This window comes from Pseudooceanicola aquaeponti, from assembly GCF_050897975.1.
Lineage (GTDB): Bacteria > Pseudomonadota > Alphaproteobacteria > Rhodobacterales > Rhodobacteraceae > Pseudooceanicola.
Map to the genome: position 1 here is coordinate 31,811 of NZ_JBPAXY010000004.1, position 24,907 is coordinate 56,717.

Here is a 24,907-nt window from a genome sequence, read left to right on the forward strand (position 1 = left end):
TAGCGTTCGCGGCAGGCGGCGTCCCGAAAGGGGCGCCGCATTTGCTTTCAGGCGATCACATCGACAGGTCGAGCATCCCGCCGCCGAACAGCCGCTCGCGCGAATGGGTGACATGGGCGCGCATCACCGCCCGGGCGGCCTGGCTGTCGCCGTCGCGGATCGCCTCGTAGATGGCGCGGTGCTCGTCCAGCACCTGTTCCAGCGCCGCCGCCCCGTCGGACATCAGCGCGTCGCCGTGCATCTTCATCCCCACATAGATGTGGTCGCGCAGCGCCTTCAGGGTTTCGGCGTAATACTGGTTGTTGCTGGCCCGGGCGATGGCCAGGTGAAAGGCGAAATCCGCGTCCTCGCGGTGCAGGCGCGAGCCGGTGGCGTCCGACAGCAGATCCAGCGCCTCCAGCATCTCGTCCAGCACCGCCTGATTGCGGCGCTGCGCGGCCAGATCCGCCGCGTCGACCTCGACCGTCAGGCGAAACTCGTAGCAGCGCTGGATATCGGCGATGGTCTCGACCGGGGTAAAGCCAAGCGCCGCTTCGCGTTTCACCCGCACGAAATTGCCCGCCCCCTGGCGCGATACGATCAACCCGTCGCCGCGCAGCTGTTCCAGGGCGGCGCGCAGCACCGGGCGCGAGACGCCATATTGCACCGACAGATCCTTTTCCGCCGGCAGTTTCTCGTTGGCGCCATAGTCGCCGCGCGAAATGCGTTGCTTCAGCGAGGTATAGACCTTTTCCGACAGCGAGGGGCGGCCGGTGCGGGCGGTGCCGTCGTCCTGCGGGGCATTGCTTTGCTGGTCCATGGCTCTGTCCTCTCTGCCTCTCAACTTGTCCGCGCCTCGGCCAGGATCTCGGCCAGCAGGTCGGGGGCGCCGAAACCGCCTGATTTCGTGACAAGATCGACGGGGCCCCAGCCTGTGTCGATGCGACACAGGGGCAGGCCGGGCCGCAGCTCGGCGATGATTTGTAAACTGGTTACCGACAGCCGGTCCAGTGCCGCTTGCGCGCTTTCGCCGCCGCAGATCACCAGGGCGCCGGGGCGGGCGGCCTGGGCCGTGCGGGCCAGGGTTTCGGCAAAGCGGCGGGCGGCCTCGGCGCCGGGCAGGGCGCCGCCGCCCTCGGTGATGGCCAGGGCCAGGGGCTGGCCGGGGGTGATCGGGGTGTCCGGCGCGGTGCCGTCCGGTGCCGCGACCCGGGGCAGGGCGGGGGGCAGGGCGTCGATCTGCGCCCGGGTCAGCGGGTCGCGCGATCCGCTGGCGATCATCACCGGCCCGGTCAGCCCGGTGGTGGCGGGGGCGGCCACGCCCATGCGGCGGGCCAGGGCAAAGGACAGGCCGCGCGCCCCGATCCAGAGGGTTCTGGTGGGATCGCCCGCCACCAGCGCGTCCAGGTCGACATCGCAGCCCACGTCCGGCACCTCGACGGGGCTGTCGAAACAGGGGGCAACGGCAATGGGGGTCGCCACGCCCGCACCCAGCAGGGCGCCGCCCTCGACGCGGCGGCCCATGTCCGGGATGGCCGGACAGGCGATCTGCCGGGCACGCCCGGCCCAACGGGCCAGTTCGGCGGTCTCGGCGCCGGTGTTGCCCTTCAGGCGGCTGTCGATCTTCTTCATCACCAGGGCGAAATCGCCCGCATCCAGCCCTTCCAGCGCCCGGGCCACCCGGGCGGCGGCCTCGGGCGCGGGGATCTCGCGGCTGGCGGTGTTCACCGCCAGGACATCGGGCCGCGCGTCGGGGGCATCGCCCCAGGCCTCGGCTGCCGCCTCGGGGCTGCGCGCCACCACCACCCGGCGCCCGGGCGCGGCAAAGCCCACGGCGGAATCCAGCGCCCCGGTCAGGTCGTCCGCGATGATCAATACCTTGCCTGGCATGGGGCCTCCGCTGCACTTGTTGTAAAGTTATATAATCAGCGCGGGCACAAGTATTCTACCCCTTTTCACAGGGGCTTGCCGGGAAACTGCCCTGGGAGCCTCTGGATGTGTTGATACCTCTTTACCCATAGGTTAAAGAAAGGCGGTATCGCTGCCGACGGAGGAGTAGGATGAGCGAAAAGATCGTGATCACCATGGGCGATCCCTCGGGCGTCGGCGCCGAGGTCACCCTGCGCGCCGTGGCCGAGCGGGATGCCGCCCTGCGCGCCGAAACCCATGTTATCGGCGACCGCGACACCATGGAACGGGCCGCGAAGGTGCTGGGCATCGACCTGCCGATCCTGTCGCCAGAGGCCGAAGGCGACGGGATTCGCGTCGATCACGTACCGGTCGAGGGGCTGCCGGGGCAGTTCGGCGTGCTGTCGCCCGCCTGTGGCGAAGCCTCTTTCCGCTACATCGAACGCGCCGTGCAGCGCGCCATGGCGGGCGAGGCGGCCTGTATCGTCACCGCGCCGATCAACAAGGAGGCGCTGAATGCCGCCGGTCACCACTACGACGGGCATACCGGGATGCTGGCGCATCTGACCGGCTCGGCCTCGTCCTGGATGCTGCTGGCCTCGGAACGTCTCAGCGTGGTGCATGTCTCCACCCATGTGGCGCTGCGCGATGCGATCACGCGCGCCACCACCGCGCGGGTACTGGAGACCATCCGCACCGGGCACAGGCACCTGATCCGCATGGGCAATCCCGCGCCGCGCATTGCCGTGGCCGGGCTGAACCCCCATTGCGGCGAGAACGGTCTGTTCGGCACCGAGGATGACGACCAGATCGCCCCCGCCGTGGCGGCCGCCCAGGCCGAGGGGATCGACGTGCAGGGCCCGATTTCCGCCGACACGGTCTATCACCGCGCCTATCAGGGGGCCTTCGATCTGGTGATCGCCCAGTACCACGACCAGGGCCATATCCCGATCAAGCTGGTGGCCTTCGACACGGCGGTCAATGTGTCCCTGGGTCTGCCCATCGACCGCTGCTCGGTCGATCACGGCACCGCCTTCGACATCGCGGGCACCGGCCGTGCGAACCATGCCAACATGCTCTGCGCGCTGGATTATGCCGCCCGCATGGCCACCGCGAAGAAGGAGGCCGTGGCATGAGCGACAAGGAAGCCTACGTTGCCCTCGTCACCTGTTTCAACGACGACGAGACGATCAACTATGCCGCCACCCGCGCCCAGGTGCGCCGCCAGGTGGCGGCGGGCAACAACATCATGTGCGCGGGCACCAATGGCGATTTCTCGGCGCTGACCTTCGACGAAAAGGTGCGCCTGACCGCCGAGGTGGTGGACGAGGTCGGCGGCCAGGCAAAGGTCATCGTCAATGCCGGGATGCCCGCGACCTATGAAACCACCCTGCTGGCGCGCGAGTTCGACCGGATCGGCGTCGATGGCATCGCCGTCATCACGCCCTTCTTCATCGCCTGCACCCAGGACGGGCTGATCCGGCATTTCACCTCTGTCGCGGACGCGGTGGAAACGCCCGTCTACCTCTACGACATCCCGGCGCGCACCCAGAACCATATCGAACCCGCCACGGCGCAAACCCTGGCCGCCCATGGCAATATCGCGGGCATCAAGGATTCCGGCGGCGCCCAGGACACGCTGGAGGCCTATCTGGCCGTGGGTCAGGCCGTGCCCGGCTTCGACGTCTATTCCGGCCCCGATCATCTGGTGCACTGGTCGCTGAGCAATGGCGCCAAGGGCTGCATTTCCGGGCTCGGCAACGTCATGCCCGAGGTGCTGGCGCGCATCGTCTCTTGTGTCAACGCAGGCGACGAGGCGGGCGCGGAGGCGGCGCAGAAGACCTTCGGCGACTTCCGCGTGGCGCTCTACAAGCTAGGCTATCCGCCCGCGCTGGTGAAGCGCGCGCTCTACCTGCGCGATCCGTCCGTCGGCGCCTCTCGCCAACCCGCGCTGCTGCCCGACCCCGCCACCGACCGCGCCATCGAAGAGGTGCTGGCGGCCTTCGACCTGTAAGGGTGCCCGGAACAGAAAAACGCCCCGGTGCCTGCGCGCCGGGGCGTTTGTCGTCTCTGGCCGGGGCTCAGCCCTCCAGCGTGTCGGCGCAGATGTATTTCAGCTCGGTAAAGGCCTCCATCCCGTGGCGCGAGCCTTCGCGGCCCAGGCCCGATTGCTTCACCCCGCCAAAGGGGATCGGCGCGCCGGTGATCGAGGTGCGGTTCACGGCCACCATCCCCGCCTGAAGGCCCCGGGTCAGCCGCGCGATGCGGCCCGCGTCGCGGGTGTGCAGATAGGCCACCAGCCCGTATTCGCTGTCATTGGCCCGCGCCAGCGCCTCGGCCTCGGTGTCGAAGGGCAGGATGGCGGCAACGGGGCCGAAGGTTTCCTCCCGCAGGATCTGTGCCCCTTCCGGCACGTCCACCAGCACCGTGGGCTGGTAGAACAGCGGCCCCTGCGGGTCGCGCGCGCCGCCGGTCAGCAGGCGGGCACCGCGCGCCAGGGCGTCGGCCACCTGTTCCTCTTGCTTGGCCACGGCGCCTTCGTTGATCAGCGGGCCGATGTCGGGGTCGGTGATCCCCGGCCCGGTGGTCAGTCGCTGGGTCGCCTCGGCGAAACGGGCGCAGAAGGCGTCGTAGATGGGGCGCTCGACGTAGATCCGGTTGGCCGCCAGGCAGTCCTGCCCCGAGGTGGCGAATTTCGCGTCCACCATCTTGGGGATCACCTGGTCCAGGTCGCTGTCGGCAAAGACCAGCGCGGGGGCATGGCCGCCCAGCTCCATCACCAGGCGTTTGACCGTCTCGGCGGAACGGCGATACAGCAGCTTGCCCACCCGGGTAGAGCCGGTGAAGGACAGGGCGCGTACGCGCGGATCTTCCAGCCAGGGCTCGGTCACCTCTTCGGGCTGGCCGGTGACGACGTTGAAAACCCCGGCGGGCAGGCCCGCGCGTTCAGCCAGCTCGGCCAGGGCCAGGGCGGAATAGGGGGTTTCGTGGCTGGGGTGCGCCACCACGGTACAGCCGGCGGCCAGGGCGGCGGCGGCCTTGCGGGTCAACATGGCCGAGGGGAAGTTCCAGGGCGTGATCAGCGCGGCAACTCCCAGAGGCTGGCGCGTCACCTTCATCTCGGCGCCCGGCAGATGCGGGGTGACCCCTTCCACGTCCGGGCGGCGGGCGGCCTCGGCGTAGTATTCGACGAACCCGGCGCCATAGCGGATCTCGCCGCGCGCCTCGGACAGGGGTTTGCCCTGTTCCATCACCATGATCAGGGCCAGGTCCTCGGCGTTCTCGGTGATCAACTCATACCAGCGGCGCAGGATCGCGGCGCGCTCCTGCGGCAGGAGGGCGGCCCAGGCGGGAAAGGCGGCGTCGGCTGCGCTGACGGCCCCTGCGCTTTCGGCGGCGGACAGCGCCGCGACCTCGCCCAGGGGCGCGCCGCTGGCCGGGTCCAGCACCGCGAAGCTGGCGCCAGAGGCCGCCGACTGCCAGCGCCCGTTCACGTAAGAGAAGCCGCGCATCAGGCGGGGGTCACGCAGGCGCGATTGCAACGGCGCGTGATAGGGGGCGTGGCGGGTGTCGGGCATGGGGAACCTCCGGCGGAAAGGGGCCCTGCGGGGGCCCGTGGCTTTCCCCCATCCTAAGGCCGAGGGCGCAGAGGAACCTTCCGAAGGCAGGCGCCGGGCCAGAGGAACCGCCTGTCTGCGCCGCCCGGCACAGAGGGTTTCTCTGCCAGGCCCCGGCGGCCCTAATCGCCCAGATCGTCCGGCAGGCGCGGCATCTGCCGCTTCACCTGCTTGGTCACCACATAGGTGTAATAGCGCGCCAGGCCGACCCCGGCCTCCAGCAGCCCATCCATGAAACGTTGGTAGGCGTCGATGTCGCTGACCGCCACCAGCATCAGGTAATCGAACCCGCCGCCCAGGGCCCAGCAGGCGGCGATCTCGTCGCGGGCCTCGGCCAGGGCCTCGAAGGCGGCGAAATCGGCGGCCTTGTGGCGTTCCAGCTCGGCGGTGACGAAGACCTGCACGCCGGGCACCAGCATCTTGACGTCGATATCGGCGTGATAGCCCCGGATCACCCCCGCCTCTTCCAGCCGCCGCAGCCGTTCCCAGGTGGGGGTGGGCGACAGGTTCACCCGCTGCGCCAGGTCAGATTTCGAGATCCGCCCCTCGCGCGCCAGAATGCGCAGGATGGCGATGTCCCGTTGGTCGAGCTTCAAGGCTGTCTCCGTCGTCTGGGGTGTCGGGCTGCGCGGACATCCTAGGGCAGGGGCGGGCCGGGGTCCACGGGGGCGGGCCGGGCTGCGCCGGACCCAAACAAAAAAGCCCCGGGCCGAAGCCACGGGGCGTTTTTGTTGGTTGCGGGGGTAGGATTTGAACCTACGACCTTCAGGTTATGAGCCTGACGAGCTACCGGGCTGCTCCACCCCGCGCCAATCTCCGTTGGGGCGTCGCCCCGTCGGTGGAGCACGATCTATCGTCTCGGCCAGGGAGGTGCAAGGGGCTGTGACAGGATTTTTGACAAAAACGTAAAACTTCGCCTGTTGCGGTCGGGCGGGGGCGGGGGTGCGGGCCGAAAGGCATGAAAAGAAAAGGAAAAACAAAGGGATATTTCTGACCTCCGCCAGCGTGGGCTGGCGCGGGCGCATCGGGGGCGGGGTGGAATTCGCCGAAACGGCGCCGCGCGGCGCGCATCTGGCCAGGGGCGGGGGCGACTCGGCGGCGCTGCGCGCCCCGGCGTAGCCCCGCCCGGGGCGGGCCCGGCGTTGACCCGCCGGAAAGGGCTGGATCGCGGCCCGGCCTCTCTCCTATGGTGGCGGACGGAGAGGAGACCGGGGATGCAGAAGCTGGAGGAGACAGGGCAGGCGCCGGGCCGGGGCATGTTGACCGACCCGCTGCGCGAGGCGCGGGTGCTGGTGGTCGATGACGAGCCGGGGATGCGCAACTTTCTGGTCAAGGCCCTAAGCCCCTGGTGCCGCGAGGTGGCCGAGGCCGCCGATGCCGCCCAGGCGGGGGCCTGCCTGGCGGAACGGCATTTCGACGTGATGATCCTCGACAACATGATGCCCGGTCAGACCGGCATCGACTGGCTGGCCGAGCAGCGCCAGCGTGGCGGCTTTACCGACACGATCATGGTTACCGCCTATGCGGATCTGGAAACCGCGATCGAGGCGATGCGCGCGGGGGCGTCGGATTTCGTGCTGAAGCCCTTCCGCTCGAATCAACTGCTGAACGCGGTGCGCCGGTCCATGCAGATGGCGGCGCTGCGGCGCGAGAATACCCTGCTGCGCCGCGAGCTGGAGAATGCCGATCCGGGGCGGCGGCGGCGCTATGAGCTGGTTGGTTCGTCCCGGGCGCTGGACGAGGTGCGCGAGACCTTGCAGCGGCTGAAGGGGATCGACACGCCGGTGCTGATCACCGGCGCCTCGGGTACCGGCAAGGAGGTGGCGGCGCGCCATCTGCATCAGATCTCGGCCCGGGTCGGGCGGCCCTTCGTGCCGATCTCCTGCGGGGCGATCCCGGCCGAGATGATCGAGATGGAGCTGTTCGGCCATGCCCCCGGCGCCTTTCCCGGCGCCCAGGGCGGGCGCGAGGGGCTGCTGGCCTCGGCCCAGGGTGGCACGGTCTTTCTGGACGAGGTGGCCGGGCTGGGCCCGGCGGCGCAAAGCGCGCTGTTGCGGGTGCTGGAGGATGGGGTGATCCGCCCCGTGGGCACCGAACGCACCGTGCAGCTGGACCTGCGCTTCGTCCTGGCGACCTCGCGCGATCTGGCCCGCGAAGTGGCCGAGGGGCGGTTCCGCGAGGATCTGCTGTTCCGCATCAACGTGCTGGAGCTGCGGATGCCGCCCCTGTCGCGGCGCGAAACCGATGTGATCGAACTGGCCGAGCTGTTCCTGGAGGAGCTGGGCGCGCGGCTGCGCCTGGCGCCGCTGAGCATCGACAGCGCCACCCGGGCGGCCATGCTGCGCCACGACTGGCCCGGCAATATCCGCGAGCTGCGGAATTTCATCGAACGCTCGCTGATCTTCGGGCGCTTCCCGCTGGAAACCCTGGACCCGCCGGTGGCGGATGAGATCGCCCCCCTGGACGAGGTCGAGCGGCGGCAGATCCTGACCGCGCTGGATGCCGTGGGCGGCAACCGCACCGAGGCGGCGCGGCGCCTGGGCGTGTCGCGCAAGACCATCGACCGCAAATGCGCAGCCTGGGGCCTCTGACCCGTGGCCGTGGGGATTCGCCGCGCGGTGCGGATGCGTCTGCTGGTCATCGCGCTGCTGCCCATGCTGGTGCTGCTGCCGATGATGCTGGGCTCGACCATGCTGCGCTGGTCGGGCAAGATCGACGATATCCTGATCACCAAGGTCAATGGCGACCTGACCATCGCCGACCAGTACCTGGGCCGGCTGCTGGAGAACTCGGGCGAGCGGCTGGAGGCACTGGCGGGATCGGTGGCCTTTCATGCGGTGCTGGAGGCGCCCGAGGCCCGCGCGGCCCTGCTGGCAAGGGCGCGGGCGGCGCAGGATCTGGATTTCCTCTATCTCAGTACCGGCGAGACCGATGACGCCTGGCCGGTGGTGCGCCAGGCCCTTCAGGGCCGCGCCCGCAGCGCCGTGGACATCATGCAGGCCGCCGACCTGGAGGCCCGCGCCCCGGGTCTGGCCGAACGGGCGGCGATCCGTCTGGTGCCGACCCGCGCCGCGCGCCCCTCGGAACAGGAGATGGAGACCCGCGGCATGGTCATCCATTCCGCCGCCCCCCTGACCCTGCCCGATGGCCGCGCCGCCGCCCTGGTGGGCGGGCGGCTGCTGAACCGCAACCTGGGCTTCATCGACACGATCAACGCCCTGGTCTACCGCGAACAAAGCCTGCCCGAGGGCAGCCAGGGCACCGCCACGCTGTTTCTGGACGATGTGCGCATCTCGACCAATGTCCGCCTGTTCGAGAACGTCCGCGCCCTGGGCACTCGGGTCTCGGCGGCGGTGCGCGCGCGGGTGCTGGACGAGGGGCAGACCTGGCTGGACCGGGCCTTCGTGGTGAACGACTGGTATATCTCGGCCTATGAACCCATCGTCGACAGCCACGGCGAAAGGGTGGGGATGCTTTACGTGGGCTTCCTCGAAACCCCGTTTCGGCAGGCCAAGCTGACCTCGGCCCTGACCGTGGTGGCGTTGTTCCTGCTGATCGCCGCGCTGTCGGTGCCGATCTTCCTCAGCTGGGCCGGGCGCATCTTCCGCCCGCTGGAACGGATGACCCGCACCATCGCCCGGGTCGAGGCGGGCGACCTGTCGGCGCGCAACGGTCCGGCGGGCGACAGCGGCGAGATCGCCCAGGTGGCGGGCCATCTGGATGACCTGCTGGACCAGGTGCAGGAACGCGACCGCCAGCTGCGCCACTGGGCCGAAAGCCTGGAACAGAAGGTCGAGGCCCGCACCGCCGATCTGCGCCGTGCCAAGGCCGAGCTGGAGAAGACCACCGAACGGCTGATCATGTCGGAAAAGCTGGCCGCCGTGGGCGAGATCACCGCCTCGGTCGCCCATGAGATCAACAACCCGATCGCCGTCATCCAGGGCAACCTGGAGGTCGCCCGCGCCCTGCTGGAAGACGAGGCCGCGCGGGTCGAGACCGAGTTCCGCCTGATCGACGATCAGGTCTATCGCATCGGGGCCATCGTCTCGAAGCTGCTGCAATTCGCCCGGCCCGAGGAATATTCCGGCGCCGCCAATGTGATCTCGCCCGCCGAGGTGGTGCGCGACTGCCTGGTGCTGACCCGGCATCAATGCGACGCGGCGCGGGTGAGGGTGGAAACCGACCTGGCCAGCGAGGCGCGGGTGCTGATGGCGCGGACCGAGCTGCAACAGGTGGTGGTGAACCTGGTGCTGAACGCGGTCCATGCCATGCCCGGCGGCGGCGTGCTGCGCCTGTCGGTGGCCGAGGTCGCGGAAGAGGGACAGGCGGGGCTGGAGCTGCTGGTGGAGGATACCGGCACGGGTATTGCCCCCGAGATCCTGGCGCGGATCTTCGATCCGTTCTTCACCACCAAGCGCGCCGAGGGGACCGGGCTGGGCCTGTCGATCTGCCAGACACTGGTGAGTCGGGCAGGCGGGCGCATCACCGCGCGCTCGACCCCGGGGCAGGGCAGTTCCTTCCGAATTTTCCTGCCGCGCGCCGAAAGCGCCTGATCTGGACAGAATGTCCGCTTCCTGACCCTGGGCCGATCCGGCCCCGGACAGATTGTCCCGCTTGCGGCGCCGGGCGGGGGGCGGGCGCGTCACTATGTCCCGTAATGATCTCGCAAGTCATTGATCTAGATATATATTCCATTTGACCTATCAAGGGATTTGCCGCCAAAACCACCCCGTGGTCCCAAACCCGCCGGAGGAGCGGGCCGGGCCGCCTACGCATTTGGCCCGCCGCCTACGGCGCGGGCCGGACACGGACAGAACGGGAGGAAAAGTCATGTCGAACGCGCGCTCAGGCGGCGCCCTGGGGTTCCTGTACAAGGAACACATCGTTGCCGAACCGGGATACAACCGCTGGCGGGTGCCCCCCGCCTCCATCGCCATCCATCTGTGCATCGGCTCGGTCTATGCCTGGTCGGTGTTCAACCCCGCGCTGACCCGCCAGCTGGGCGTCGTGGCCCCGGCCGCCGATGACTGGAGCCTGGGCTCGGTCGTCTGGATCTTCTCGGTGGCCATCGTCTTCCTTGGCCTGGCCGCGGCCTTTGCCGGCAAGTGGCTGGAAGATGTGGGTCCGCGCATGGTCGGCGTCGTGGCGGCCTTCCTCTGGGGTGGCGGCTTCCTCATCGGCTCGGTCGGCATCGCCTCGCATCAGCTGTGGCTGATCTACCTCGGCTACGGGGTGCTGGGGGGCTGTGGCCTGGGGCTGGGCTATGTCTCTCCGGTGTCGACCCTGATCCGATGGTTCCCGGACCGGCGCGGCATGGCCACCGGCATGGCCATCATGGGCTTCGGCGGCGGCGCGATGATCGCGGCCCCGGTGAAGGGCTGGCTGCTGGCGAAATACGCCACCCTGCCCACCTTCGTGGGCACCCAGGACGCCATCGCCACCGTTACCGAGAATGGCCGTGTCTTCGCCGAAACGGCGACGGGCAAGATCGAGGTCGTGCTGGCCAATGCGGCCCAGGTCGCCTCGATGGGCGGTGAGGCCGGGTACTATGCGGTCGGCACCGGCGACACCGGCGCCTCGCAGACCTTCGTCACCCTGGGCGTGGTCTATTTCATCGTGATGATCCTGGCCGCCTTCCAGTACCGCGTGCCTGCGGCCAACTGGAAACCGGCGGGCTTTACCCCGAAACCCGTTGCCTCGGGCATGGTCAGCCAGAACCACGTCCATATCGACCAGGCGCTGAAGACGCCGCAGTTCTGGCAGCTGTGGATCATGCTGTGCTTCAACGTGACCGCCGGGATCGGCGTGATCGGCGTCGCCAAGACCATGATGTCGGAAATCTTCGGCACCGTGATGCCGCTGGTGGTGACCGCCGGTTTCGCCTCGACCTATGTTCTGATGATCTCGGTCTTCAACATGGTGGGGCGGTTCTTCTGGGCTTCGACCTCTGACTATATCGGGCGCAAGGCGACCTACATGTGCTTCTTCGTGCTGGGCACGGTGCTGTACCTGTCGATCCCCTATTTCGCCTCGGCCGTGGCGACCAACCCGGCGCTGATCTACCTGATCGGCTTCTACGCCGCGACGATGATCATCTTCTCGATGTATGGCGGCGGCTTTGCCACCATTCCGGCCTATCTGGCGGATATGTTCGGCACCATGCATGTGGGCGGCATCCACGGGCGTCTGCTGACCGCCTGGTCCACCGCGGGCGTTCTGGGGCCGCTGGCCATCACCTCGCTGCGGCAGATGTCGGTCACCAAGGCGATCAACGACCTGGCGGGCAAGATCGACCCCGACGCCTTCGCCCAGGCCTTCGGCGCGCCGCTGGCGCAGCTGGATCAGCTGGTGGCGGCCAAGACCGTGACCATCGCCCGTCTGATGGAGATCGCCCCCGCGGGCACCGTCGACCCCACGCCCAGCCTCTACAACACGACCATGTACTGCATGGCCGCGCTGCTGGTGGTGGCCTTCTTCGCCAACCTCGCCATGCGTCCGGTGAAGGAACATCACCACCATGACGAGCCGGGCCTGGATCCGGTGCCGGGCGAGTAAGCGCGGGGCAGAGGCACCCGGGCCGGACGGTCCGGGGTGCGATGCAAGGTCAAGGGGCGCCCTGCGGGGCGCCTCTTTTGCGTGGCAGGGGGAGGCTGCGTTGGGTAAATGCTCGCACGATGGGCATTTACCCGGATGGCGCCCTGGGCTACGCAGACGTATGGCCCGCCTGTTGCGGGCGAATGGGGGATGGCGAGATGTCCTGGCTTGGCATCTTCATCGACAGGGCAGAGATCACCGGGCTGCTGACCGACGACAGCGGGCGCTGCCTGGCGCGCGACAGCCTGCCCCTGACCTGCGTGCCCGGTGCCCAGGGGCAGGACGAACAGGACCCCGCCGATTGGTGGGCCGCGACCGTGGCGCTGATCGACGCCCTGCAAGAGGCGGATGCCGGGGCCCTGACGGCGGTGCGCGGGATCGGCCTGGCCGGGCATGGCGAGGGGCCGGTGCTGCTGGACGGGCAGGGCCGGGTGCTGTGTCCCGTGCCGCTGGGCGGGGCGGCGATGGCCGCGGGCGAGGGCGCCCTGGCGGCGTCCCTGGCCCGGCTGCGGGCGCGGGATCCGGCGCGGCTGGCGCAGCTGGCCCTGATCCTGACACCGAAGGACTACCTGCGCCACCGGCTGGCCGATGACCTGGCCCGGGTGGCGGGGGCGGCGCGGGCCGAGGGGGCGCCCGGGGCGGTGACCGATCCGGCCAGCGCCAGTGAATGGCACCTGCTGGACCCCGCCGGGCGGAACTGGTGCCCCCAGGCCCTGGCCCGCGCCGAGCTGACGGCGGCACAGCTGCCCGCGCTGCGCGATGCCACCCGGCCGGTGGCCCGGCTGTCGGACCTCTTGCGCCGCCGCTGGGGGATGCGGCAGGCCGTGACCCTCGGCACCGGCTGCGGCGAGACGGCGGCCCTGGCCACCGGGCTGGGGCTGGTGGCGCCGGGGCAGGGGGTGCTGTCGCTGTCGGGCACCGGCTGGGTGCTGGTGGCCGATGGCGCCGAACCGGCGCAGCCGCTGCCCGGTCTGCGCTGCCTGCGCCATGCCCTTCCCCGGCGCTGGCTGCATATGGGGGCGGTGCCGATGGCGGGCGACAGCCTGGCCTGGCTGGGCCGTGCCGCCGGATCCTATCCGACCGATCTGACGCGGCTGGCGCAACAGGGCTTTCGCGGCCCGGGGGCCGAGCTGTTCCTGCCGCCGCCCGCGCCCCAGCCCTTCGCCTCGCCCCTGCCGGGACCGGGGGCCGCAGCGGCCCCCGCGCTTGCCCCGGCGGCGGCCTTTGTCGGACTGGCCGGGCACAGCGACTTGCCCCGCCTGGCCCAGGCGGTACTGGAAGGGGTGGCCTGCGCCCTGCGCGAACTGTGCGACCGGCTGCGCGCCAATGGGGTGCGGCTGGAACGGATGCAGGTCATCGGCGCAGGCGCCCAGTCGCGCCTCTGGGTCGAGATCCTGGCCACCCAGCTGAGGCTGGACCTGTGCCTGCCCGCCGCCGGGGTCTTCGGCGCCGCCCTGGGCGCGGCGCGGCTGGCGCAGCTGTCGGTCAGCGGCGTGGCGCCGCCGGTAATCTGCACCGCACCGCCGGTGCTGGACCGGGTCATGCCGATGTCCGATCACGGCGCCGCCTACGAGGCGCAATACCGCCGCTTCCGCGCTGTCACCGATCAACTGCGCGGCACCCTGCCGGGCGACGGCGCCGCGCCGGGCGGCGGGGCCTAGCCGGGCGGGCGCCAGAACCGGCCCGCACGCGCGCCCCGGGGCGGCGCGGTTTTCCGCGTTCCGGGGGGATCACAAAAATTTTTAAGTGATTTTGTCACGTTCTCTGCGACGGACAGGCCAAGTTGTAACGTACCACAGCTATGCGTCGCCCGGCCCGGCCCCCTCCGCCCGGCCCAGAACGAATATTCGGAGACTATATGCCCCGTCCCGCCTCTGGCCCCCGTGCCCCCCTGCCGTCCCCGTCCCGCCCCGCGCGCCGTCGCGGCCTTCTGCTGGCCCTGGGCCTTCTGGCCCTGCCCCTGCCCGCGCTGGCGCAGTTCGGCGGGGGTGGGCCGACCGAGGTCGGGGTGATCGAGCTGGAGGTTTCGGCCGCCCCCTATCAGGTGGTACTGCCGGGCCGCGCCGTGGCCCATGACCAGACCGAGATCCGCCCCCGGGTCGAGGGGCTGGTGGAAGAGATCTCTTACCGCGCGGGGACCCGGGTCGAGGCGGGGGATCTGCTGTTCCGTCTGGAAACCGATACCTATGACGTGGCCCTGGCCGCCGCAGAGGCGCAGCTGGCCAGTGCAGAGGCCACCCGCAGCGCCGCCCAGGCCCAGGTCGACCGTTACGAGCGGCTGGAAGGGGTCGGCTCGACCCGGTCCGACCTGGATCAGGCGCGCGCCAGCCTGGCCTCTGCCGAGGCCAGCGTCGCCGCCGCCGAGGCCAGCCTGAAATCGGCCCGTCTGAACATCGAACGCACCGAGATCCGCAGCCCGATCGCGGGGATCGTCGATCTGGCGCAGGTGTCCGAAGGGGCGCTGGTGACCGCCAACCAGTCCCAGGCGCTGACCACGGTGACGACGATGGACCCGATCTATGTCGACGTGCAGGAAAGCTCGGCCCGGATGCTGCGGGTGCGCAAGCGGCTGGACGAGGGCACGCTGACCCGCGCGGGCGATCTGGACATCGGCCTGGTGCTGGAAACCGGCGACACCTACGAAGGCATGGGCCGCATGGTCAGCCCGCGCAGCGAGGTTTCGACCACCACCGGCACCGTGGATTTCCGTATCGAGTTCGACAACCCCGAGCGGGTGATCCTGCCCGGCCAGTTCCTGCGCGTGACCATCACCCTGGGCGAGACCCAGGCCATCCTGGTGCCGCAGCGCGCCACCTCGCGCGGGTCCGACGGATCGTTGACCGCCTTCATCGCCGAGGGCGAGACCGCGCGCCAGGTCACCCTGACCGCGCAGGGCACCTGGCAGAACGCCTGGATCGTCACCGAGGGCGTTTCGGCGGGCGACCTGCTGATCGTCGACGGGTTGCAGAACCTGCGCGACCGCGGCGCCGTCACCACCGTGCCGGTCACCATCAACGCGGCGGGGCTGGTCGAGGATCAGGCCCCGGCGGGGGATGCAGGCTCTGAGACCGGCGCCGATGCGGCGGCGGGCGAGTAACCTCCCATGGTCAATTTCTTCATTCACCGCCCCATCTTCGCCTGGGTGCTGGCCATCATCACCATGCTGGCCGGCGCCTTCGCCTTCACCCGCCTTCCCGTCTCGCAATACCCCGAGATCGCGCCCACCACGGTGCGCATCTCGGCCAGCTACAACGGCGCCACCGCCGATGCGGTGCAGAACTCTGTCACCACGGTGATTGAGGATGCGATGACCGCCCTCGACGGGCTGCTTTACATGGTCTCCTCCTCGCGCGAGGGCTCGGCCTCGATCACCCTGACCTTCGACGAAAGCGTCGAGCCGGTGGATGCCCAGAACGAGGTGCAATCGCGGGTCAGCCAGATTGAAAGCCAGCTGCCCGACCGGGTGCAGGACAGCGGTGTGCGGGTCTCGCGCTCGTCCTCTTCCATCCTGATGGTGGGGGCGCTGGTCTCGCTCGACGGGCGCTATTCCACCGTCCAGCTGGGCGACATCCTGGACAACCAGGTGACCGGCCCGGTGCAGCGGACCGAAGGGGTGGGGGGCATCAACGCCTTCGGTTCTGGCTATGCCCTGCGCATCTGGCTGGATCCGCTGTCGCTGGCCCAGTACCAGCTGACGCCCGCCAATGTGACCTCTGCCGTGCAGGCGCAGAACACCACCGTCTCGGTAGGTTCGCTGGGCGAGCTGCCCACCACCGAGGGCCAGCAGTTCACCGCCACCATCACTGCCCAAAGCCAGCTGACCACGGTCGAAGAATTCGAACAGATCCTGCTGAAGACCGAAGAGGACGGCTCGGCCGTCTTTCTGGGCGACGTGGCGCGGGTCGAGATCGGGCAGGAAAGCTATGGCTCGAACTCGATCTTCAACGGCATCAATGCCGCGGGCTTCGGGGTGAACCTGGCCACCGGGGCCAATGCCATCGACACCGCCGAGGCGGTGCGCGCGACGCTGGACCGGCTGTCCACCGCGCTGCCCGAGGGGGTGGATATCCGCTATGCCTACGACACCTCGCCCTTTGTCGAGAAGTCGATCGAGAAGGTCTATCACACGCTGATCGAGGCGGTGTTGCTGGTGCTGGCGGTGATCCTGATCTTCCTGCAAAAGTGGCGCGCCACGCTGATCCCGATCATCGCGGTTCCGGTGGTCCTGCTGGGCACCTTCGTGGTGCTGGCGGCCTTCGGCTACACGATCAACACCCTGACCATGTTCGCTATGGTGCTGGCCATCGGCCTGCTGGTGGATGACGCCATCGTGGTGGTGGAAAACGTCGAACGGGTGATGGAAGAGGACGGGCTGTCGCCGCTGGAGGCGACGGAGAAAAGCATGGGCCAGATCACAGGCGCCCTGGTGGGCATCGCGCTGGTCCTCTCGGCGGTCTTCCTGCCGATGGCCTTCATGGGCGGCTCGACCGGGGTGATCTATCAGCAGTTCTCGGTCACCATCATCACCGCCATGGTGCTGTCGGCGCTGGTGGCGCTGATCCTGTCGCCCGCGCTTTGCGCCACGATGCTGCGCCAGACCCATGGCGAGGGGCCGGGTATCGCCCGCTGGTTCAACCGCAACTTCGACCGGCTGGTCGGTGGCTATTCCGCCACGGTGGCGCGCCTGCTGAAGGCGCCGCTGATCGTACTGGTGGCCATGGTCGCCATCCTGGGCGCGGCCTGGTCGCTTTACCAGAAGATCCCCTCGTCCTTCCTGCCGGCCGAGGATCAGGGGGTGATGATGATCATCGTCAACCTGACCGAGGGCTCGACCACCGCCCAGACCCGCGCCGTGGTGGCCGAGGTCGAGGACTGGCTTCTGAACGAACAGGCCGAGACGGTGGAGTCGACCTTTACCTCGCTGGGCTTCTCTTTCGGGGGCTCGGGCCAGAGCCGCGCGATGCTTTTCGTCAAGCTGAAGGATTTCGACGCCCGCGCCGAGGGCGGGCTGAGCGCCACCGACCTGGTTGCGGCGGGCAATGCGCGTTTCACCGGCAACCGCGCCGGGCGGATCTTCTTCATCCAGCCGCCCGCGATCCCGGGGCTGGGCAATACCTCGGGCTTCGAGATGTACCTGGTCGACCAGGCGGGCAATGGCACCGAGGGGCTGCGCCAGGCGGCCTCGACGCTGGAGGACATGGTCAACGCCGACCCCCGGGCGCAGAACCTGCGCATCCAGGGCAATGACGACGAGGCGGTGCTGCGGATCAACATCGACCAGCAGAAGGCGGAAAGCCTGGGCGTCTCGCTGACCTCGGTCAATGCGATGCTGTCGACGATCTTTTCCGGGGCTTCGGTCAACGATTTCAACATGAACGGCAACCTGCGCCCGGTCATCGTGCAGGCCGACGCGCAATACCGGATGCAGCCCGAGGACATCGAGAAGTGGTATGCAGTGAACGCGGGTGGCGAGGCGGTGCCCTTCTCGGCCTTCATGGAAACCGAATGGGTCGCCGCCTCGCCCTCGCTGGCGCGTTATGGTGGCACGCAGGCGATGTCGATCTCGGGCGCGCCGGGGGCGGATGTCAGCTCTGGCGCGGCGATGGACGCCATGGAGGAACTGGTGGCCCAGATCCCCGGCGGCTACGGCGTGGCCTGGACCGGCCTTAGCTTCCAGGAACAGCAGTCGGGCAACCAGGCGCCCTTCCTCTACGCCCTGTCGGTGCTGGTGGTCTTCCTGTCTCTGGCCGCGCTGTACGAAAGCTGGTCGGTGCCCTTCTCGGTGATGCTGGCGGTGCCCGTGGGCGTGCTGGGCGCGCTGCTGGCGGCCTGGGTCACGGGCGGGTCCAATGACGTCTACTTCAAGGTGGGCATCCTGACGACCATCGGCCTGGCGGCGAAGAACGCCATCCTGATTGTCGAGTTCGCCAAGGATCTGGAAGAGAAGGGCCGGGGCCTGATCGAGGCCACGGTCGAGGCCGCCAAGCTGCGCCTGCGGCCGATCCTGATGACCTCTTTCGCCTTCATGCTGGGTGTGGTGCCGCTGGCCATTGCCTCGGGCGCGGGGGCGGCAGCGCAGAACGCCATCGGTGTGGGTGTGCTGGGGGGTATGGCCGCGGCCACCTTCCTGGGCGTCTTCGTGGTGCCCAGCTTCTACGTCATCGTGCGCAAGGTGACCGACAAGCGGGTGCGCCGCGCCTCCTGAGCGGAGCGCAAGCAAGAGAAAGGCCGGGGTGGTTCGCATCATCCCGGCCTTTTCTGTCTGCGCGTGGCGCCAGCGGCCCTGGCCAGTGCTTCAGTCGAAGTCGAAGATCTCGCTCAGCAGCGATTTCCGTTTCTTCTTCTTGTAGTACTTCTTGTCATAGCGCGGCTCGCCGTAGTGGGCGGCGCGCGGGTCATAGCGGCGGTCGTGCGCCTCGGCCGGGTAGGGCTCTGGAGGGGCGGCACGGCGCTGCGGCTGCGGCGCGGGGGCCAGCTCTTCGGCGCTGCGTTCGATGATCTTGTCCAGCTCGCCCCGGTCCAGCCAGACGCCCCGGCAGGTCGGGCAATAGTCGATCTCGACCCCCTGGCGGTCGGTCATCAGCAATTCGGTTCCATCCACCGGGCAACGCATCCGGGCATCTCCTTTACATCTTGGTCGGGCCTTCCTTCCAGATGGGCGCGGGCCCCTCGGGGCGCAACCGTCGCGCGGCAGGCGTTAACCAAGTGTCTGGAAAATTTGACACTTATCCTTTCGTATAGATGACCGGGGCGGGGTAAACAGGATATGACTTACTCATCGGACCAAGGGCAGACGCCCCGGTCCGCGAGACGGGCCCAGGGGCCCGATGCGAAAGATCCTGATCGACGGTGTGGGCCGCAGATGCCCTCCGTCGGCGGCCATCTCTCTCTTCACATCGTCGATCCAGATCGTAGGGATGAAAAGGAGAACGGGATGCGCCTTCTGGTTGCCGATACCACCTGGAATATTGCGGGCCTGGCCCATGCCATGCGCAAGGAAGGGTTCTACATCACCGAAGGGGGCTCGGGCGCCGAGCTGCTGGAATATGCCTCTTCGGCCGAGCAGAACGCGATCCTGATCGACCCCGACCTGCCCGACATGGACGCGGGCGAGCTGATCGCCCGGCTGCGCGCCGCCCATCCCCGCATGGTAATCGTCGTGGTCAGCCGCCGCATCGAAGAGGCGATGCGCACCAAGTTCATGATCCGCGGCGCCGATGAGCTGATCGAATGGCCGTCGAAACCGGTCGAGATCGCGGCCCGCCTGCGCGCCTATATCCGCCGCGCCTGCGGTTTCGCTACCCCGCTGCTGGAGGCCGGCGCCCTGTCGGTCGATGTGGAGGGGCGCGCGGTTCGCTGGGGCGAGATGCCCCTGCATCTGACGCGGCTGGAGTATGAGCTGATCGAGATGCTGGTGCTGCGCGCCGGGGGCATGGTGACCCGAGAGCAGATCATGCTGCAACTCTACGCCTGGCAGGACGAGCCGGACCCCAAGATCATCGACGTCTACATCTGCCGCATCCGCGCGAAACTGGCCGCCATCGGCGCGCCCGAGGACGTGCTGGTGACGGCCTTTGGCCAGGGGGTGCGCATCCCGATGCTGACCCCGCCTCGCCGTACCGCCAAGGCGGCCTGAACAGGGTACCGGGGCGAGCGGCATGGCACCGCCGCCCCGGCCCTTGCCTCGGCGCGGTAAGGCGTTGTTAAGAAGTCGGTAAGGGAATCTTAGGAAAAGTGATGCCATGTGGCGTCGCTTTTCCTTTGTTATCAGTTCATTAACCAAGCCCCGCCACGCTTGCCCCGACCGCCGGGGGTGCGGGGCTGCCGCCCGCGCCCCCGGCGGTCGGGGAGGCGCCGATGTTTCTCCGACTTCTACTTGCCTGTCTGTTGCTGCTGCTGGCGGCAGCGCCCCCGGCGCAGGCCGGGGCCTGGCCGCGCGGCAAGGGGAACCACTTCGCCTTCGCCGCCCTGCGCGCCATCGGCAGCGAGACAGGCGAACTGACCCCCAGCTTTTCCTATTATCACGAATACGGGCTGACCGATCACCTGACGGTCTCGGCCGATCTGGGCGGCGCGATCTCGGGCTTCGACAAGACCGTCGTGGCCCTGTCCATGCCCCTGCCGCTGCCCGAGTTCCTGGGGCTGAAGGCCGGGGTCCAGCTGGGCTATGGCGAGATCGCGGGCCAGCAGGTGATGCGCCCGGGCCTGTCCCTGGGCCGCGGCTTTGCCCATCCGCAGGGCTGGGCCTCGGTCGATCTGGTGGCCGAGATCTTTCCCGAATTGCTGGCCATCGACTGGAAGGTCGATCTGACCCTGGGGGTGACATCGCAGCGCGGGCACAAGTATTACCTGCAATGGCAGACGGGTCAGCAGATGGGCGATCCGGTCTTTTCGCGGCTCGAAGGGTCGGTGGCCTGGCAATTGCGCGACGGGCTGTTCCTGGACGTGGGCGCCGCCGCCGGGCTGGCGGCGACCGATCCCTACCGGGTGAAACTGGGCCTGTGGCGCGAATTCTGACCAGCCCCTGCGACAGCGTCTGGTGCATCCGCGCGGCGCGCGCTAGACCGGGGCCATGTCCGAACAGACCCCCAAGACCGACCCGATCCGCCCCACCGATGACGAGGCCCGCGCCCTGGCGCGCGGCCTGATCGACGAGGCCCCCTTCGCCGCCCTGGCCACGGTGACCGAGGGCGCGCCCATGGTCACCCGCATCGCCCTGGCCTGCGACCCGGCGGGCGTGCCCCTGACCCTGGTCAGCCAGCTCGCCGCCCATACCGCGCCGCTTCTGGCCGGGCGCCCCGCCTCGCTTATGGTGGGCGAACCGGGGGGCAAGGGCGACCCCCTGACCCATCCGCGCCTGACGATCCAGTGCCGCCCCGAGGTCATCGCCCGCGACAGCGAGGCCTTCGCCGCGCTCTCGGACCACTATGTGGCCGAGCGGCCGAAATCGAAGCTCTACATCGGGTTCGCCGATTTTCTGCTGGTGCGGTTCCACCCCGAAGAGGCGCTGCTGAACGGTGGTTTCGGCAAGGCCTTCCGCCTGACCCCGGCCGATCTGGGCCTCTGAACCCGGGCACAGTCCCACGCGAAAAGGCCCCGTATTGCGGGGCCTTCTGTCATTTCGGATCTGTCTGTCAGTTCAGGCCGGATCGTCCATCCGTACCCGCAGGCTGACCGTGCCTTTCACGGCCTCTTGCCAATGCAGGGTCACCTGATCGCGGTCGGCACCCTTCTCGACCTCGACATAGGGCATCCCGAAATGGGCCACGTTCGCACCATTGGTGATCTTGCCCCGCGCCACCACCGCGTCCACGTTCTGCGCCCAGCCCCCAAAGGGCAGTTGCGGGGCGCAATCAACGGTCCAGGTGCTGGCGGCGCTGGCCTCGGTATGGGCGACGGGCAGGGGGTTCACCGTGCTGACCGAGATGGCGTTGTACATATTGCCCTCGAAGGTGACGTTCTTGTTGCGACCGTAGTCCAGATCCGCATGGGTCGTATCCACCTGCTCGACCCTGTCGATTGCGCCTTGGATGGTGCGGAAGATATTGCCGTTCACGTTCAGCCCGTTCAGGTAGTGCCCCGGCCCGTAGGGCTTGACCACGATGAAGCTGAACCAGGGAGCGACCGAACTGCACAGGCAGATGTTGTCGGTGATGTTCAGCCCCGAGAAACTGTACTCGCTGGAAAACTCCGGCGCCTGGTCGTGCTCGTTGCCCCATTCGATGAAGAAGTTGTCGATGTAATTGCCGTTGATCGTCGCCCGCGCATTGGTCCGGCTGAGGACGATCCCGGGCAGGCGCAGCCCGGCGCTGGCATTGTCACCGCCGAAGAAGTGGTTGCCGGTGACGATGGTGCCCGTGCCCGCCAGGATGGCGAAATGGCGCATCTGCTGCACCCGGTTGTTGCGCAGCTTCACGTCATTGGCGTTGACGTTCAGGGCGATCGACACCCGGTCCTGGCTCAGCGTGCCGCTTTCGTCGGTGATGAACTGGCAGCGGTCGATCAGCATCCCCTGACAGCCGGTGCCATGGCTGGTGATACCGCGATCCTTGGGGCGGGTGATGAAACAGTCGCGCAGATGGAAGATCAGCCCGGTCTGCGCCAGCAGGATGGCGCTGCAATCGCCGGAACACTGAAACTCGATATCCGACATCGAGAACTTGTCGAGATAGTCGAAGCCGCTGAAATCCAGCATGTATTTGAAGCGCTTGAAGGTGAAATTCTGGGTGCCCGCCGCGTCATAAAGGGGCAGCGACAGCTCGATCTTCTGCTGCGCCACGTCGACCGAGGTCACATAGACCTCGCGCCCCACGCCGTTGCCTTCGATCAGGGACCCGGGCTGGATATTGGCGACATTGGTCACCCCCGTCAGCTCGGTCGGTTTCGCCGGATCATAGGTGCCCTGGCTGGCGGTGATGTCGGTGTCCCAGGCGCTGCCGCCGTGGCAATCGAACTGGCCGTTGCAGATGTGGCGGCGCTGCGCATAGCTGGTCTTGTTGGCCACCGCCGCCTGCATGTCGATCGGTTCGGTCACCTTGATACGGCGCCCGCCCAGGTCCAGGCTTTCGTGATCGGCATTGTTCAGCAGCGACTGGAAAGCCTTCTTGAAGGCCAGTTCCTCGTCGCCGAAGGCGTCGATATAGGCGGGCAGGTGAAAGTTCTGCGTCAGCGACAGCATGGCGCTGGCGGGCATGGTGACATGGCCGTCGAACTGGACGCGGTTGTCGAAGGTCATGCTGCCCGACAGATAGTAGGTGCCCTCGGGCACCTTCACCAGCCGCCCGTCTGCGGCGGCATCGGCGGCCTCGAAGGCGGCCAGGTCGTCGGTGACCCCGTCGCCCGTGGCGCCGAAATCGCGCACGTCGACCCAGGCCAGCATGTCGCGCAGGAAGACATCCGTCACATCCTCGATGCGGATATCGTCGATGCGCACGATGCCGCCATTGGCGCCGGTCAGGTCCAGGCCGAAATGGCCATAGACCGGCTGAGTGCCCCAGGGCATATCCACCCCGTCGCGGTCTCCGGTGCCGACGATGGCGCTGACCTCGACCACCTCGCCATAGCTCGACAGGACCACCTCGGGGCCGGTCTCGACCAGGCCGGTCACATGGGCGTCGCCCACATCGCCCGCCCAGCCCGCGATGCGCACGATAGGAAAGTTGCCGCTGACCGCCTTCACCCGCGCCGAGATCCGCAGGTAGCAGCCCGGCAGGATCGGCGTCTCGCCCATATAGCGCAGCTTCTGGGTCGACGATCCTTTCAGAAGCTCCAGGCAGCCCGCGAAATCCTGATCCGCGGCGATGATTGCGGCGTTGGGATCGCCGACATAGGTGTCGGACCCCGGGGTGCCATCTCCGCTCGACCACTGGCTCAGACCGTTCTCGAATGCCGGGGGCATGAAGTTGATGCCCTCCGTGATCGCCTTGTTCATGCCGTATCCCTTTCCTCTCGCGGCGCGGGCAGGGGCCCTGTGCGTCGGAGGGAAGGGGTATCAACGGCTGGTTAACGGGGACCGAGAGCACCGCGCGCCCACAGGGGCCACGCGGGAGGGGGCAGGGATGTCAGAGGGGCGCGAGCTCAGACGCTGGGCGGGGCCACGTCCATCAGGCGCACCGCGTCGATCTTCCAACCGGCCTCGGTGCGCAGCATGAAATATTCCAGGGTGAAAAGCCGCCCGGCCTGGTCCTCGACCTGCACGGGTTGCACCTGGCGCAGCTCGGCCTCTGGCCGGTCGGCCAGGAAGAAATACTCGCGCGGGCCGATCACCATCGGATAGCCACCGCGCAGCATGGTCTCGAAATTCTTGGCGTTGCCGAAATAGCTGCGGATGCCGGGCGAGGCGTAATCGAAGGCGCCCGCGAAGTCGCCGGCACGCAGCGCGTCCATCTGGCCCGTGATCGTCTCGCGCAGCTCCGGGCTGGCCTGGACAGGCAGGGCAAAGGGGATCGTCAGGGATAGTGCCGTCAGAAGTGCCGGAATGGTCCGCATTGCGCCGTCTCCACGCGTCCGATCACAAAGAGGATAGGCGGCGATTACGATGCGTCAAGAAGCTTGGCGAAAACGCGGCGGATCCGTGCCGAGGCGTCGGCCTCATAGGGGGCGCCATGGGCCAGCACCGCGCGCGCGGGCGCCCAGGCCAGGATCGCCTCGACGCTTTGGCGCAGCAGGGCCTTGTCGAAGGTGGCGTACATATCCGGCGGCATCCGCCCGTCGGGGACCGAGATCCCCGCCAGCCGCACCAGGCGACCGAAAAGCCAGGGCAGGTGCCGGGGCTCGAAATTCTCGATGAAGTCGGTCAGCACCACGGTCCGCGAGGGCGCGTGAAAGAAGACCGCCTCTTGCAGGACCTTGCTGCCGCGCACCAGGTGGCTGTCGAGCACCCCTTCCCAAGTGGTGCCGGGGGCCAGATCCTCGGCCGGGCCCAGCTCGACCTTATGGGCCTTGGCGCGGGCGCGCACGCCCGGCGCGACCCAGGCGCGGGCCTCGGGAAAGCGGGCCTGCCAGTCGCCCAGATAGGCGTAGTGGATGGCATTGGGCGCCACCAGATGGGTGACCGGCCCCAGGGCCTCGACCCGGGCCAGCAGGGCCTCGTCCGGCTTGATCGGCGAATGCACCCAAAGACCGCCCGAGGGCAGGCGTACCAGGGTCATGCGGGTTGAAAAAGGCAGTCCGTAGAAGCGGATATGCGGCCCGTCGACGATCCAGATCTCGGGGCCGAAGGGTTTGGGCACCCCCAGGGGTTCGTATCCCGTGGCTCTGTTCATGACGTGGTCCCTCCGCTGCCGGGCGTTGGCGGCACCATGCCCAGA

The 24,907-nt window shown here is 68.4% G+C and carries 19 protein-coding genes and 1 tRNA gene; 11 read left to right on the forward strand and 9 right to left on the reverse strand.

The genetic code is table 11. The features are described 5' to 3' along the window. Positions 1-55: 55 nt before the first annotated feature. Both ACRARE_RS09920 and ACRARE_RS09925 read right to left on the reverse strand, forming a co-directional pair. On the reverse strand, positions 56-799 hold the full coding sequence (locus ACRARE_RS09920; RefSeq protein ID WP_432656279.1) for a FadR/GntR family transcriptional regulator: 744 nt from the start codon (positions 797-799) through the stop codon (positions 56-58). Between the two features lie 20 nt (positions 800-819). Then, complete coding sequence (locus ACRARE_RS09925; protein WP_432656280.1) at positions 820-1,869, reverse strand: four-carbon acid sugar kinase family protein; 1,050 nt, start codon at positions 1,867-1,869, stop codon at positions 820-822. A 170-nt stretch (positions 1,870-2,039) separates the two neighbouring features. On the opposite strand from ACRARE_RS09925, the gene pdxA reads away from it, so the two are divergent. Continuing rightward, the gene (gene pdxA, locus ACRARE_RS09930) at positions 2,040-3,023 is read left to right on the forward strand and encodes a 4-hydroxythreonine-4-phosphate dehydrogenase PdxA (protein ID WP_432656281.1); all 984 of its coding nucleotides are present in this window, start codon (positions 2,040-2,042) and stop codon (positions 3,021-3,023) included. Beyond that, positions 3,020-3,901, forward strand: a complete 882-nt coding sequence (locus tag ACRARE_RS09935; protein WP_432656282.1) for a dihydrodipicolinate synthase family protein — start codon at positions 3,020-3,022, stop codon at positions 3,899-3,901. Before pdxA ends, ACRARE_RS09935 begins: the two co-directional genes overlap by 4 nt. Before the next feature lie 67 nt (positions 3,902-3,968). Here the strand turns inward: ACRARE_RS09935 and ACRARE_RS09940 are convergent, their stop codons facing one another. The 3 genes from ACRARE_RS09940 to ACRARE_RS09950 form a co-directional block, all read right to left on the reverse strand. Then, complete coding sequence (locus ACRARE_RS09940) at positions 3,969-5,465, reverse strand: NAD-dependent succinate-semialdehyde dehydrogenase (protein WP_432656283.1); 1,497 nt, start codon at positions 5,463-5,465, stop codon at positions 3,969-3,971. 161 nt (positions 5,466-5,626) lie between these two features. Then, positions 5,627-6,100: an Lrp/AsnC family transcriptional regulator gene (locus ACRARE_RS09945; protein WP_432656284.1), complete on the reverse strand. Its 474-nt coding sequence runs from the start codon at positions 6,098-6,100 to the stop codon at positions 5,627-5,629. A gap of 136 nt (positions 6,101-6,236) precedes the next feature. After that, positions 6,237-6,313 (reverse strand) — tRNA-Met (locus ACRARE_RS09950). Between the two features lie 405 nt (positions 6,314-6,718). Here ACRARE_RS09950 and ACRARE_RS09955 point away from each other — a divergent pair. From ACRARE_RS09955 to ACRARE_RS09980, 6 genes are all read left to right on the forward strand, one after another. Next, positions 6,719-8,095 (forward strand): sigma-54-dependent transcriptional regulator, encoded by a 1,377-nt coding sequence (locus ACRARE_RS09955; protein ID WP_432656285.1) that lies wholly within the window; start codon positions 6,719-6,721, stop codon positions 8,093-8,095. Positions 8,096-8,128: 33 nt separating this feature from the next. Next, positions 8,129-10,057, forward strand: coding sequence for a sensor histidine kinase (locus tag ACRARE_RS09960; RefSeq protein ID WP_432656764.1), 1,929 nt, complete (start codon positions 8,129-8,131; stop codon positions 10,055-10,057). A 277-nt stretch (positions 10,058-10,334) separates the two neighbouring features. Continuing rightward, positions 10,335-12,059, forward strand: coding sequence for an OFA family MFS transporter (locus ACRARE_RS09965; protein WP_432656286.1), 1,725 nt, complete (start codon positions 10,335-10,337; stop codon positions 12,057-12,059). Positions 12,060-12,256: 197 nt separating this feature from the next. Beyond that, positions 12,257-13,759 (forward strand): xylulokinase, encoded by a 1,503-nt coding sequence (locus ACRARE_RS09970; protein ID WP_432656287.1) that lies wholly within the window; start codon positions 12,257-12,259, stop codon positions 13,757-13,759. 197 nt (positions 13,760-13,956) lie between these two features. Next, entirely contained in the window at positions 13,957-15,195 is a 1,239-nt protein-coding gene (locus ACRARE_RS09975) for an efflux RND transporter periplasmic adaptor subunit (RefSeq protein ID WP_432656288.1), read from the forward strand. Positions 15,196-15,201: 6 nt separating this feature from the next. Then, positions 15,202-18,303 (forward strand): efflux RND transporter permease subunit, encoded by a 3,102-nt coding sequence (locus ACRARE_RS09980; RefSeq protein ID WP_432656289.1) that lies wholly within the window; start codon positions 15,202-15,204, stop codon positions 18,301-18,303. 90 nt (positions 18,304-18,393) lie between these two features. On the opposite strand, the gene ACRARE_RS09985 is transcribed toward ACRARE_RS09980, so the two are convergent. After that, positions 18,394-18,711 (reverse strand): TFIIB-type zinc ribbon-containing protein, encoded by a 318-nt coding sequence (locus ACRARE_RS09985; RefSeq protein WP_432656290.1) that lies wholly within the window; start codon positions 18,709-18,711, stop codon positions 18,394-18,396. A 321-nt stretch (positions 18,712-19,032) separates the two neighbouring features. Between ACRARE_RS09985 and ACRARE_RS09990 the strand changes: the two genes are divergently transcribed. The 3 genes from ACRARE_RS09990 (at position 19,033) to ACRARE_RS10000 (ending at position 21,165) form a co-directional block, all read left to right on the forward strand. Continuing rightward, positions 19,033-19,734: a response regulator transcription factor gene (locus ACRARE_RS09990; protein ID WP_432656291.1), complete on the forward strand. Its 702-nt coding sequence runs from the start codon at positions 19,033-19,035 to the stop codon at positions 19,732-19,734. A 221-nt stretch (positions 19,735-19,955) separates the two neighbouring features. Continuing rightward, positions 19,956-20,615, forward strand: coding sequence for a hypothetical protein (locus ACRARE_RS09995; RefSeq protein WP_432656292.1), 660 nt, complete (start codon positions 19,956-19,958; stop codon positions 20,613-20,615). A 55-nt stretch (positions 20,616-20,670) separates the two neighbouring features. Further along, positions 20,671-21,165 carry a HugZ family pyridoxamine 5'-phosphate oxidase gene (locus ACRARE_RS10000; protein ID WP_432656293.1) on the forward strand — a complete coding sequence of 165 codons (495 nt, stop codon included), beginning with the start codon at positions 20,671-20,673 and terminating at the stop codon, positions 21,163-21,165. 72 nt (positions 21,166-21,237) lie between these two features. Here the strand turns inward: ACRARE_RS10000 and ACRARE_RS10005 are convergent, their stop codons facing one another. From ACRARE_RS10005 to ACRARE_RS10015, 3 genes are all read right to left on the reverse strand, one after another. Continuing rightward, positions 21,238-23,529 carry a glycosyl hydrolase family 28-related protein gene (locus ACRARE_RS10005; RefSeq protein ID WP_432656294.1) on the reverse strand — a complete coding sequence of 764 codons (2,292 nt, stop codon included), beginning with the start codon at positions 23,527-23,529 and terminating at the stop codon, positions 21,238-21,240. Between the two features lie 146 nt (positions 23,530-23,675). Beyond that, entirely contained in the window at positions 23,676-24,086 is a 411-nt protein-coding gene (locus tag ACRARE_RS10010) for a DUF4864 domain-containing protein (protein WP_432656295.1), read from the reverse strand. A 44-nt stretch (positions 24,087-24,130) separates the two neighbouring features. Then, positions 24,131-24,862 (reverse strand): DUF4336 domain-containing protein, encoded by a 732-nt coding sequence (locus tag ACRARE_RS10015; protein WP_432656296.1) that lies wholly within the window; start codon positions 24,860-24,862, stop codon positions 24,131-24,133. Positions 24,863-24,907 lie beyond the last annotated feature (45 nt).